Below are 11885 nucleotides of genomic sequence, written 5' to 3' on the forward strand. Positions count from 1 at the left end.
CCCTCAGCATGTCAATTGTCGTGACAAATCAATAGGACACGGATGCGGGCGAGAAAAGCGAATAAAGCGGAATTGCCAGCCCGCCGGCTTTGGGCATAACCTCGCAGCCAACGCTGCAACGCAGCATCGTGATTTCAGGGAGAACAGCATGAGCAGAACAGTCGTCGTCACCGGTTCCACCAGCGGCATCGGCCTTGCGATCGCCACTGCCTTCGCCGAAACGGGCGACAACGTCGTTATCAACGGTTTCGGAAAAGCCGATGAAATCAAGGCGATCGTCGGGCGGCTTGAATCAGTATCGAAGGGACGGGCGATCTACCATCCGGCCGACATGACCAAGCCCGCCGAGATCGCTGACCTGATCGAAACGGCAGCGAAAACCTTCGGCGGCGTCGATGTCCTGGTCAACAATGCCGGCATCCAGCACGTCGAGAAGATCGAGGATTTCCCGATAGAGAAATGGGATCAGATCATCGCGATCAATCTGTCGAGTTCCTTTCATACCTTGCGCGCCGCGATCCCGTTGATGAAGGCTAAGAAGTACGGTCGCATCATCAACATCGCCTCGGCCCACGGGCTCGTCGCCTCCCCCTTCAAATCCGCCTATGTCGCGGCAAAACATGGTATATTAGGCCTGACGAAGACGGCGGCGCTGGAGCTTGCCGAATTCGGCGTGACCGTGAACGCCATCTGCCCCGGCTACGTACTGACACCGCTCGTCGAGAAACAGATACCGGACACCGCCAAGGCGCGCGGCATGACCGAGGAGCAGGTGAAGAGCGAGGTCATCCTCAAGGCGCAGCCGACGCATGAATTCGTCAAGGCCGAGGAAATAGGCGCACTGTCGCTCTACCTCGCCAGCGATGCCGCCCGGCAGGTGACCGGAACGCACATCTCGATTGACGGTGGCTGGACAGCGGCTTAACCATTGGAAAAACAACCGGGAATATCATGAACGACAGTATCCGCTTCATCCTGAATGGCGAGGACATCACGCTCACCGATGTCAGGCCAATCGAGACGCTTCTCGATTTTCTGCGGTTGAAGCGGCGGCTGACGGGCACCAAGGAAGGATGCGCGGAAGGCGATTGCGGCGCCTGCACCGTGCTCGTCGGCCGGCTGGCCGATGGCAAGCTTATCTATGAATCGGTCAATGCCTGTATCCGTTTCATGGGCTCCTTACACGCTACGCATGTGGTGACGGTGGAGAATCTGGCCGGCAGAGACGGCGCGCTGCATCCGGTGCAGCAGGCATTGGTCGATTGCCACGGCTCGCAATGCGGCTTCTGTACCCCTGGTTTCGTCATGTCGCTTTACGGTCTCTGGCTCGCCAAGGAAAAGCCCAGCCGCCAGGAAATCGAAAAGGCACTGCAAGGCAATCTCTGTCGCTGCACCGGCTATGAGCCGATCGTCAGGGCCGCCGAGCAGGTAAGCATGATGCGGCCGAGCACGCTCTTCGATCCATTGCAGCGGACGCGTTCAGAAATCGTCGCCCGGCTCTGGGCGATGCAGGCGAGCGGCACCATCAGCATTACGAATGGCGAAGACCGGCTGATCGTACCGGCTTCCATGGAGGCGCTGGCAGGAATCCTTTCGCAGGAACCCGACGCGACCATCGTCGCCGGCGCGACCGATGTCGGCCTCTGGGTGACGAAGCAGATGCGCAGGCTGAGCCCGGTGGTTTTCATCAATCACCTCAGCGAATTGCAGTCGGTCACGGAAGGCGAAGACGGCATCACCATCGGCGCCGGCGTCAGCTACACCAAGGCCTTCGAGGCAACCTCCAAGAAAATCCCGGCGCTCGGGCGGCTGATCGATCGCATCGGCGGCGAGCAAGTGCGCAACATGGGCACGATCGGCGGCAACATCGCCAACGGCTCGCCGATCGGCGACAGCCCGCCGCCGCTGATCGCGCTCGGCGCGACGCTGACGCTGCGCTCCGCAAACGGCACGCGCACGCTGCCGCTCGAGGATTTCTTCATCGCCTATGGCAAGCAGGACCGGAAACCCGGCGAATTCGTCGAAAGCGTTTACGTGCCCTATCCCAAGGGAACCAGCCGCTTTGCCGCCTACAAGATCACCAAGCGGCGCGACGAGGACATCACCGCCGTGCTCGGCGCTTTCCTGTTGACCCTTGACGAGGCCGAGATGATCACCGACATCCGCATCGCCTTCGGCGGCATGGCGGCGACGCCGAAACGCGCCCGCACGGTGGAAGCCGAACTGATCGGCAAACCGTGGGCGGAAGCGACGATCGAGGCAGCCCGCCCCGCATTCGATGTCGATTACCAGCCGCTGACCGACTGGCGTGCCACGGCTGAATACCGCCAACTGACGGCGAAGAATCTGTTGACGCGGTTCTATCTTGAGACCGTCGGCGCGCCGGCGGAGCTGAAGCGGTTCGAGGAGTTGGCGTGATGAAAAAAGCGACCGTAAGCGCCAGCCGTCCCCCTCATCCGCCTGCCTGCACCTTCTGCCCGCTGGGGAGAAGAGACATGCCGCAGGACCAGCGCCAAACCATCAAGGCTGAATTTTCACTGAGACAGCACCACGTGCTCCTCTCTCTTCTCCCCAGCGGGGAGAAGGTGCCCGTAGGGCGGATGAGGGGGGCGAGCGGCATTAGGCCGCGAGCGCCCGGAGCACCGGCGATGGGCAACCTTTCGGCAGGGAGGCGCTAATGGACAAGTCCACCTTCGAAGACCGCAAGCTTGTCATATCAGGCCCGATGCACGGCTCGCTGCGGCATGATTCAGCGCATAAGCATGTCACCGGAACCGCCGATTATATCGACGATATTCCGGAACCCGCAGGTCTGTTGCATGGCGCCCTCGGCCTCTCCGACCGGGCGCATGCTGAAATCCTCAGCATCGACCTTTCTGCGGTCGCCGCGCATCCCGGCGTCGTCTGGGTCTTCACCAGCAAGGATGTCCCTGGCGTCAACGACGTCAGCTCCAACGGCAGCCATGACGAGCCGCTGCTGGCCGAAACTTTAGTTCAGTTCCATGGCCAGCCAATCTTTGCTGTCATCGCCGAGACGCGTGATGCCGCCCGCCGTGCCGCACTGCTGGCAAAGGTAGACTATCGCGACCTGCCGCATTGGAGCGACATTGACGGCGCGCTCGCCAATGGCGGCCCGCTCGTCATCACGCCGATGACGCTCCGGCGCGGCGAGCCGGATAAGGAAATGACGAATGCCGCCATGCGCCTGAAAGGTCAGATGCGCATCGGCGGGCAGGAGCATTTTTACCTCGAAGGCCATATCGCTGTGGCCATCCCCGGCGAGGACGACGAGGTCACGGTCTGGTCCTCGACGCAGCATCCGAGCGAGATCCAGCACATTGTCGGCCACGTGCTTGATATTCCCTCGAACGCCGTGACCGTCAACGTGCGCCGCATGGGCGGCGGCTTCGGCGGCAAGGAGACCCAGGGAAATCAGTTCGCAGCGCTTGCCGCCATCGCCGCCAAGAAGCTCGGCCGCGCGGTCAAATTCCGTCCGGACCGCGACGAGGATATGAGCGCCACCGGCAAGCGCCATGATTTCCTCGTCGACTATGAGCTCGGCTTCGACGCCGAAGGCCGTATCCACGCGGTCGACGCGACCTATGCGGCGCGCTGCGGCTTCTCCTCGGACCTCTCGGGACCGGTGACCGACCGTGCCCTCTTCCATGCCGATTCCAGCTATTTCTATCCGCATGTGCATCTGACCTCGAAGCCGCTGAAGACGCATACCGTCTCCAACACCGCCTTTCGCGGCTTCGGCGGGCCGCAGGGCATGCTCGGCGCCGAACGCTTCATCGAGGAGATCGCCTATGCGGTCGGCAAGGATCCGCTTGATGTCCGCAAGCTGAATTTCTACGGCCAGCCGGGCTCCGGACGCACTCTCACCCCCTACCACCAGGAGGTCGAGGACAATATCATCGCCCGCGTCGTCGAGGAGCTGGAGGAAACGGCCGAATACCAGGCACGGCGTAACGCCATCATCGCCTTCAACCGCGACAGCCGCTATATCAGAAAGGGCATCGCGCTGACGCCGGTGAAATTCGGCATCTCCTTCACCATGACAGCCTTCAACCAGGCCGGCGCCCTCGTCCACATCTACCAGGACGGCTCGATCCACCTGAACCATGGCGGCACCGAAATGGGCCAGGGCCTCTATACCAAGGTGGCGCAGGTGCTGGCCGACAGCTTCCAGGTCGATATCGACCGCGTCAAGATCACCGCGACGACGACGGCCAAGGTGCCGAACACTTCGGCCACTGCCGCCTCCTCCGGCTCGGACTTGAACGGCATGGCCGCCTATGACGCTGCTCGCCAGATCAAGGAACGGCTGGTGGCCTTTGCCGCCGAAAAATGGGGTGTTGGGGCCGCCGACGTCGCCTTCCTGCCGAACCGCGTGCGCGTCGGCGAGATCGAGATCCCCTTCCCCGATTTCATCAAGCAGGCCTATTTCGCCCGCGTCCAGCTTTCCGCCGCCGGCTTCTACAAGACGCCGAAGATCCACTGGGACCGCAAGGCCGGCCGCGGCACGCCCTTCTATTATTTCGCCTACGGCGCCTCCTGCACCGAGGTGTCGATCGATACGTTGACCGGCGAATATCTGATCGACCGCACCGACATCCTCCACGATGTCGGCCGCTCGCTGAACCCGGCGATCGATATGGGCCAGGTCGAAGGCGGCTTCGTGCAGGGCCTAGGCTGGCTGACGACGGAAGAACTCTGGTGGGACGACAAGGGCCGGCTGCGCACCCATGCCCCCTCGACCTACAAGATCCCGCTCGCTTCCGACCGCCCGAAGATCTTCAACGTGCGCCTTGCCGAATGGTCCGAGAACACTGAGGCCACCATCGGCCGCTCCAAGGCCGTCGGAGAGCCGCCTTTGATGCTGGCGATCTCGGTGCTGGAAGCGCTGTCGATGGCGGTAGCAAGTGTGGCCAACTACAAGGTCTGCCCAAGGCTCGACGCCCCGGCGACGCCGGAGAGGGTGCTGATGGCGGTCGAGCGGATGAAGCGGGTGTAGAGATGCGAACGCGTCCGGCTGGTTTGTTGGTTGAGCAGGACGGACAGAAAGCTTGGAGTGAGCGATACCCCCCTCTGTCCTGCCGGACATCTCCCCCACAAGGGGGGAGATCAGCAAAACGGAATGCTCTGCGCTTCGCTATCCTGCCGCTACATCACGAAAGTCCGACGCTGCGCCACGACTTCTCTGTTCCGGGAAGCCGCTGCCTCATACCGATCTCCCCCCTTGTGGGGGAGATGTCCGGCAGGACAGAGGGGGGTGACACACCCGCGAACCCATCGGCCAACCACCCATGACCGACATCTACCCCTTCCTCGCCGCCCAGCCAGACTGCATCCTCGTCGATATCACCGGCACGCAGGGCTCCACCCCGCGTGAGGCCGGCACCTTCATGCTCGTCTCGGCTGAAGCCCTATGGGGCACGATCGGCGGAGGGCAGCTCGAGTTCATGGCGATCGCGAATGCGCGGGACATGCTCGCGGGAACCGGCGGAATGGCGCAGATGGATATCCCGCTCGGACCTGACATCGGTCAGTGCTGCGGTGGGCGCACACAGTTGCGGTTTCGCCGGGTGACGCAGGCGGTTGCCGAAGAAATCGAGGCCAGGCTAACCAGTGAGGTCGAGCGTCTGCCGGAGGTCTATCTCTTCGGTGCCGGCCATGTCGGCCGGGCGCTGGCAACAGCCCTTGCGCCGCTGCCGCTGTCGGTGACGGTCGTCGAGACGCGGCGGGAGGAACTCGCCAACCTGCCTTCCAAGACGAAGACGCGGCTCATGCCGATGCCGGAAGCGCTGGTGAAGAATATTCCGGCCGGCGGCGCGGTCGTCATCCTGACGCACGACCACGCGCTGGATTTCCTCATTGCCCGCGAAGCGCTGGAAAGACAGGATCTCGCCTATGCCGGCATGATCGGCTCGGCGACCAAGCGCGCCACCTTCGCAAGCTGGCTTTCCCGTGAAGGCGGCGGAGAGCGCGGCTGGATGGAGCGGCTGACGCTGCCGATCGGCGGCGCGGTGGTCAGGGACAAGCGCCCTGAGGTTATCGCCGCCATGACCGCCGCCGAGATCCTGACGGCGCTTGGCGCCTACCGCATGCGCTCGTCTTCGTAGTAGGGATCGCGTCCATCGAGGAAACCGAGATCGCGCTTGACGCGATCGGGCGCCGCATTGAGATCGAGCCGGGGTAGACGGCGGAAACGATCGGCGCCGCTTGCCAGCCAGCCGGCAAGACGCCGGAAAATCTGGATTCTCTGCTGCGGCCGGCCCTCTTCGATAACATGGCAGTCCATGAGATCACCTCGATAGATTGATGGTATGAGTTGCAGTTTGCCGCCAAAAATGCTGCAATTCCAATCGAACGACCGTCTGCCTGCATCAAGAGAACTTATCCATGAAACTGTCGAAGCAATTCCCGCTGAATGCGCTGCGCGTCTTCGAGGCCGCTGCCCGGCTTGGAAGTTTTACCAAGGCAGGCGATGAACTCGGCATGACGCAGACGGCCGTCAGCTATCAGATCAAGCTATTGGAGGAGAATGTTGGCGAGCCGCTCTTCCTGCGCCGTCCCCGCCAGATCGCACTGACTGAGACCGGTGAGCGGCTGGCGCCGAAGGTGACCGAAGCCTTTGCCATGCTGCACGACGCGATGGCGACGGCGCGCGACAGCGTCGAAGGCACGCTCGCGATCAGTTCGACCCATACCTTCGCCTCGAAATGGCTGGCGCCGCGCCTCGGCTCCTTCCACTTGAAGCATCCGGCAATCGCGGTGCGCTTTCAGGCGAGCTCTGACATCATCGACTTCGCCCGCGAGCAGATCGACGTCGGCATCCGCTGGGGCGACGGCAACTGGCCGGGGCTGACGCTGCACCGGCTGATGGGTCTGGAGTTCACGCCGATGCTGAGCCCGAAGCTGGCGGAGACGGCAGGCGGCATCAGGGAGCCGCGCGATCTCCTGAAGTTCGATCTCTTCGACGCCGGCGACATCTGGTGGAAACAATGGTTCGAGGCAGCAGGCGTCACCGAGACGGATCTCGATCGGCGCCCGCGCAACCAGCTCGGCTCGCAGGCAGTGGAAGCTGACGCGGCAATCGCCGGCCATGGCGTCGCCATCCTTCATCCTTCCTTCTATGCCGCCGAGATCGCGCTCGGCCGGCTCTATCAGCCCTTCGAACTGACCCGCAGCGACGGCAAGGCCTACTGGCTCGTCTACCCCGAAAACCGTCGCAACGTGCCGAAGATCAAGGCTTTCCGCAACTGGATCCTTGAGGAGATGAAGGCAGCCGGAAATTAGAGCATCGCACGCCGGACCCGTTTCATGAGCTGGGTCCGGTCCTGCGGTCCCGCCTTCAATATCCCATCTCCGGCGCGTAGAAACAGCGCGGCGTATCCTCGTTCGGGAACAGACAGAGATGATAGTCGTTGTCACCGGATTGCATCGCCTTCGTCATCGGCAGCAGGAAGACATGAGCATGCGTGACCATCCGGTGGTCGCCCGGCAGCAGCGTCACACGATATCCGCCTGGCGTCACTGCCACGCTTTTCGATGGGATCATCTGGCAATCGCCATTATGACTGTCGCCGTTACAACAATAGGGGTCGTAACTCCACCCCGAGGGTGCGTCGTGAGCCGTCGCCAACGACGCATAGGCAATCATCACACACGTCAGAATACTGCGCATCGGCATCTTCTCCGTCGATGAATGCGCCGCCGATGATCTAACAGTTCTTATTTTATTCCGGCGGCCTGCAAAAATAACTGTAATCGAGTCGTCGCAGTTCAAGATCTGCTGAATTAGCAGATTCAGTATAAGTCAGAGATAATGCACAGCCTTCTCGGCAGCTTTTAGGCACGCGACAGAAGATCGGTGATCCGACCGCGATCGGTAACTTCGGCAAAACGGCCGAAGATCTCGACGGGCGCGGCGATTCTGCCATTGCTCCTTGGCCGCGCCGGTCGTTGCGCGTGTGCAGTTCTTCAATCTCCTCTTCCCTCCCCGCCAAAATTTCCGCAATGTCACGAGTCGGAGGAAGATAGGGGAACTCGATGTATGAATATGCCATAGCATGGGAATGGCTCGCCTTCGCGGCGCGTTGGTTCCATGTCATTACCGCGATCGCCTGGATCGGATCGTCCTTCTATTTCATCGCGCTCGATCTCGGACTGGTGAAGCGCCCACATCTGCCAGCCGGCGCCTATGGCGAGGAATGGCAGGTCCATGGCGGCGGCTTCTATCATATCCAGAAATATCTGGTGGCGCCCGCACAGATGCCGGAGCACCTGACCTGGTTTAAATACGAGAGCTATTTCACCTGGATTTCCGGTTTTTTGATGCTGTGCATCGTTTATTACGGAGGCGCCGACCTCTTCCTGATCGACCGGCACGTGCTCGATATCAGCCCGCCCGTCGCGATCCTGATCTCACTGGCATCGCTTGCCCTCGGCTGGGTCGCCTACGATCTGCTCTGCAAGTCGCCGCTTGGGCGGAACACCTGGGGACTGATGGCGGTGCTCTACGTCGTGCTCGTCTTCATGGCCTGGGGCTATACGCAGCTTTTCACCGGCCGCGCCGCCTTCCTGCATCTCGGCGCCTTCACCGCGACGATCATGTCGGCCAACGTCTTCATGATCATCATTCCGAACCAGAAGATCGTCGTCGCCGACCTCATCGCCGGACGGGTTCCTGATCCCAAATACGGGCAGGTCGCCAAGCAGCGTTCGCTACACAACAACTACCTGACGCTGCCCGTCATCTTCTTCATGCTGTCGAACCATTATCCGCTCTCCTTCGGTACTCAGTTCAATTGGGTGATCGCGGCCCTGGTCTTCCTGATGGGCGTCACCATCCGCCACTGGTTCAACACGACGCATGCGAGGAAAGGCCGGCCGACCTGGACCTGGATCGTCACCGTCATCCTTTTCATCCTGATCATGTGGCTTTCGACTGTGCCGAAGCTGCTAACCGGCGAAACGGATGCCGCGGCGGTCGCGCCTGCCTTCCAGCAATTCGCCGGTGACCCGCATTTCCCCGCCGTCAAGCAACTGGTCTCGACGCGCTGTTCCATGTGCCATGCAGCCGAGCCGGTCTATGAGGGCATTGTGCGGCCGCCGAAGGGCGTGATGCTCGAAAACGACGCCGAAATCGCCGCCCATGCCCGCGAGATCTATATACAGGCGGGCCGCAGCCATGCCATGCCGCCCGGCAACATCACCGACATCACGCCGGATGAACGCAAGCTGCTCGTCGCCTGGTTCGAGAGCGCAGTCGAAGGCAAGACACAATGACGACGACACTCCTGCGCGGCCGCCTGCTTTCCTTCCATCGCGCGCCGCTAAGCCTTACCGACAGCCAAAGCTATCTCTTCGAGGAGGATGGCGGCCTGCTGATCGAGAATGGGCTGATCGCGGCAATCGGCGCCTTTGCCGACGTCAAGGCAAAGGCAGCCGCGGACGCAGCCGAGATCGACCACCGCCCGCATCTGATCATGCCCGGCTTCATCGACATGCACCTGCATTTTCCGCAAATGCAGGTGATTGCCTCCTATGCGGCCAACCTGCTCGAATGGCTGAACACCTACACCTTTCCCGAGGAATGCCGATTCGTCGAAAGTGCGCATGCCGAAAGGATCGCCACGCATTTCTACGACGAGTTGATCCGCCACGGCACGACGACGGCGGTCGCCTATTGCTCCGTGCACAAGACCTCGGCCGACGCCTTTTTCGCCGAGGCGCTGAAGCGCAATATGCGCATGGTCGGCGGCAAGGTAATGATGGACCGCAATGCCCCGCAGGGCCTGCTCGACACGCCCGAGATGGGCTATGACGAGACCCGACAGGTGATATCGGACTGGCACGGCAAGGGCCGCAATCACGTCGCCATCACCCCGCGCTTCGCCATCACCTCGACACCGGCGCAGATGGAAGCAACATCGGCCCTTGCCCGCGAATTTCCCGACCTGCACATCCAGACGCATCTTTCGGAAAATCACGATGAGATCACATTCACCTGCGAGCTCTATCCCGACGCGCTCGACTATACCGACATCTACGCCCGCTACGGCCTGCTCGGGCCGAAAAGCCTCTTCGGCCACGCCATCCACCTGTCCGAGCGCGAGGCCGATGTGATGAGCGAGGCAGGCGCCGTCGCCGTCCACTGCCCGACCTCGAACCTCTTCCTCGGCTCAGGCCTGTTTCCGCTGAAGGCGCTGGCGCGACGGGAAAAGCCGGTTCGCATCGGCGTGGCGACCGACATCGGCGGCGGTTCCAGCTATTCGATGCTGCGGACGATGGATGAGGCCTACAAGATCCAGCAGTTGCTCGGCGAACGGCTGAACCCGCTGGAAAGCTATTATCTGATGACCCGCGGCAATGCCGAGGCGCTGTCGCTGGCGGACCGGATCGGTACGCTGGAACCCGGCACAGAGGCCGATCTCGTCGTTCTCAATGCAACGGCGACACCCGCCATGGCGCTGAAGATGGAAGTGGTGAAGACGCTGCCCGAGGAACTCTTCCTGCTGCAGACGATGGGCGACGATCGGGCGATCGCCGAGACCTATGTGGCCGGTGTTGCGTTAAAGGCGCAGCTTTGCTGACACGCCTGTTAGTCTCGGATTCGAACCGCGAAATGCAGCCGGCGCGGCCCCAATTTCCCGTAACCCTCCGGCGAAATTCATGTTATGGCCCATGGCTGCATTCAGATGTGAAGGTTCAATTCATGGCCACTCCGCTCACCATCGCCGACCTGAAAAAGCTCGCACAGCGCCGTGTGCCGAAGATGTATTTCGACTATGCGGATTCGGGCGCCTGGACGGAATCGACCTATGCAGCGAACGAGAGCGATTTCAGCCACATCAAGCTGCGCCAGCGGGTGATGGTCGACATGACCGACCGCACGCTGGCAACGACGATGATCGGCCAGAAAGTGTCGATGCCGGTGGCCCTGGCGCCAACCGGCCTGACCGGCATGCAGCATGCCGACGGCGAGATGCTGGCGGCACGTGCCGCCGAGGAGTTCGGCGTTCCCTTCACGCTTTCGACGATGAGCATCTGCTCGATCGAGGACGTGGCGTCAGCGACGACGCGCCCTTTCTGGTTCCAGCTCTATGTGATGAGGGACAAGGATTTCGTCCTCAACCTCATCAATCGCGCCAAGGCGGCCGGATGCTCGGCGCTGGTGCTGACCGCCGATCTGCAGATCCTCGGCCAGCGGCATAAGGACCTGCGCAACGGCCTGTCGGCACCGCCGAAATTCACGGCGAAACATGTCTGGCAGATGGCGACCCGGCCTTTCTGGTGCCTGGACATGCTGCAGACCAAGCGCCGCAGCTTCGGCAATATCGTCGGCCATGCGAAAAATGTCACCAATATCGCCTCGCTCTCCGCATGGACACACGAGCAGTTCGACCCGCGGCTATCCTGGGCCGATGTCGCCTGGATCAAAGAACAATGGGGCGGCCCGCTGATCATCAAGGGCATACTCGATCCGGAGGATGCGAAGGCGGCCGCCGACACCGGCGCCGATGCGATCGTCGTTTCCAATCACGGAGGCCGCCAGCTTGACGGCGCCCCCTCCTCGATCAGCATGCTGCCGAAGATCGTCGATGCCGTCGGCGACCGCATCGAGGTCCATCTCGACGGCGGCATCCGCTCCGGCCAGGACGTGCTGAAGGCCGTGGCGCTCGGTGCCAAGGGCACTTATATCGGCCGCCCCTTCCTTTACGGTCTCGGCGCCATGGGCAAAGAAGGCGTGTCGCTAGCGCTCGGCATCATCCGCAAGGAGATGGACATCACCATGGCGCTCTGCGGCAAGCGCGACATTAACGATGTGAATTCGTCGATCATCGCCGGACGGCAGTAAACCTGCCTGAGAAGCCAAC

At 61.9% G+C, this 11885-nt stretch carries 10 protein-coding genes; 8 read left to right on the forward strand and 2 right to left on the reverse strand.

From position 1 onward, the window contains the following. Nucleotides 1-148 precede the first annotated feature (148 nt). The 4 genes from N2600_RS16075 (at nucleotide 149) to xdhC (ending at nucleotide 6125) form a co-directional block, all read left to right on the forward strand. Nucleotides 149-925, forward strand: a complete 777-nt coding sequence (locus N2600_RS16075; protein ID WP_017965423.1) for a 3-hydroxybutyrate dehydrogenase — start codon at nucleotides 149-151, stop codon at nucleotides 923-925. A 26-nt stretch (nucleotides 926-951) separates the two neighbouring features. Beyond that, nucleotides 952-2418: a xanthine dehydrogenase small subunit gene (xdhA, locus tag N2600_RS16080; RefSeq protein ID WP_170282565.1), complete on the forward strand. Its 1467-nt coding sequence runs from the start codon at nucleotides 952-954 to the stop codon at nucleotides 2416-2418. A gap of 259 nt (nucleotides 2419-2677) precedes the next feature. Next, entirely contained in the window at nucleotides 2678-5017 is a 2340-nt protein-coding gene (gene xdhB, locus N2600_RS16085; protein WP_260296782.1) for a xanthine dehydrogenase molybdopterin binding subunit, read from the forward strand. Nucleotides 5018-5309: 292 nt separating this feature from the next. After that, nucleotides 5310-6125: a xanthine dehydrogenase accessory protein XdhC gene (gene xdhC / locus N2600_RS16090; RefSeq protein WP_222387029.1), complete on the forward strand. Its 816-nt coding sequence runs from the start codon at nucleotides 5310-5312 to the stop codon at nucleotides 6123-6125. Here xdhC and N2600_RS16095 read toward each other — a convergent pair. Beyond that, the gene (locus N2600_RS16095; RefSeq protein WP_162116461.1) at nucleotides 6101-6304 is read right to left on the reverse strand and encodes a hypothetical protein; all 204 of its coding nucleotides are present in this window, start codon (nucleotides 6302-6304) and stop codon (nucleotides 6101-6103) included. The genes xdhC and N2600_RS16095 overlap by 25 nt on opposite strands. Nucleotides 6305-6405: 101 nt before the next feature. Here N2600_RS16095 and gcvA point away from each other — a divergent pair, with 101 nt between their 5' ends. After that, a complete protein-coding gene (gcvA, locus tag N2600_RS16100) occupies nucleotides 6406-7302 on the forward strand; it encodes a transcriptional regulator GcvA (RefSeq protein ID WP_017965430.1) in 897 nt (298 codons plus the stop codon). 55 nt (nucleotides 7303-7357) lie between these two features. On the opposite strand, the gene N2600_RS16105 is transcribed toward gcvA, so the two are convergent. Beyond that, nucleotides 7358-7690 (reverse strand): hypothetical protein, encoded by a 333-nt coding sequence (locus N2600_RS16105; RefSeq protein WP_026154268.1) that lies wholly within the window; start codon nucleotides 7688-7690, stop codon nucleotides 7358-7360. 365 nt (nucleotides 7691-8055) lie between these two features. Here N2600_RS16105 and puuD point away from each other — a divergent pair, with 365 nt between their 5' ends. The 3 genes from puuD to N2600_RS16120 all read left to right on the forward strand — a co-directional run bounded on the left by puuD (nucleotide 8056) and on the right by N2600_RS16120 (nucleotide 11866). Then, nucleotides 8056-9294, forward strand: coding sequence for a urate hydroxylase PuuD (gene puuD / locus N2600_RS16110; protein WP_260296784.1), 1239 nt, complete (start codon nucleotides 8056-8058; stop codon nucleotides 9292-9294). After that, nucleotides 9291-10601, forward strand: a complete 1311-nt coding sequence (gene guaD / locus N2600_RS16115; protein ID WP_260296785.1) for a guanine deaminase — start codon at nucleotides 9291-9293, stop codon at nucleotides 10599-10601. The genes puuD and guaD overlap by 4 nt, the downstream gene beginning before the upstream one ends. Before the next feature lie 122 nt (nucleotides 10602-10723). Beyond that, entirely contained in the window at nucleotides 10724-11866 is a 1143-nt protein-coding gene (locus tag N2600_RS16120) for an alpha-hydroxy acid oxidase (protein ID WP_260296787.1), read from the forward strand. Nucleotides 11867-11885: the final 19 nt, after the last annotated feature.

The sequence above is a fragment of the Rhizobium sp. WSM1274 genome (genome assembly GCF_025200775.1).
Taxonomy (GTDB): Bacteria; Pseudomonadota; Alphaproteobacteria; order Rhizobiales; family Rhizobiaceae; genus Rhizobium; species Rhizobium leguminosarum_I.

Bases quoted from the DNA above. Each gene is read 5' to 3' on its own strand.
- xdhA (WP_170282565.1), top strand. From the start codon at position 952: ATGAACGACAGTATCCGCTTCATCCTGAATGGCGAGGACATCACGCTC.
- guaD (WP_260296785.1), top strand. From the start codon at position 9,291: ATGACGACGACACTCCTGCGCGGCCGCCTGCTTTCCTTCCATCGCGCG.
- N2600_RS16105 (WP_026154268.1), bottom strand. From the start codon at position 7,690: ATGCGCAGTATTCTGACGTGTGTGATGATTGCCTATGCGTCGTTGGCG.
- N2600_RS16120 (WP_260296787.1), top strand. From the start codon at position 10,724: ATGGCCACTCCGCTCACCATCGCCGACCTGAAAAAGCTCGCACAGCGC.
- xdhB (WP_260296782.1), top strand. From the start codon at position 2,678: ATGGACAAGTCCACCTTCGAAGACCGCAAGCTTGTCATATCAGGCCCG.
- gcvA (WP_017965430.1), top strand. From the start codon at position 6,406: ATGAAACTGTCGAAGCAATTCCCGCTGAATGCGCTGCGCGTCTTCGAG.
- xdhC (WP_222387029.1), top strand. From the start codon at position 5,310: ATGACCGACATCTACCCCTTCCTCGCCGCCCAGCCAGACTGCATCCTC.
- N2600_RS16075 (WP_017965423.1), top strand. From the start codon at position 149: ATGAGCAGAACAGTCGTCGTCACCGGTTCCACCAGCGGCATCGGCCTT.
- N2600_RS16095 (WP_162116461.1), bottom strand. From the start codon at position 6,304: ATGGACTGCCATGTTATCGAAGAGGGCCGGCCGCAGCAGAGAATCCAG.
- puuD (WP_260296784.1), top strand. From the start codon at position 8,056: ATGTATGAATATGCCATAGCATGGGAATGGCTCGCCTTCGCGGCGCGT.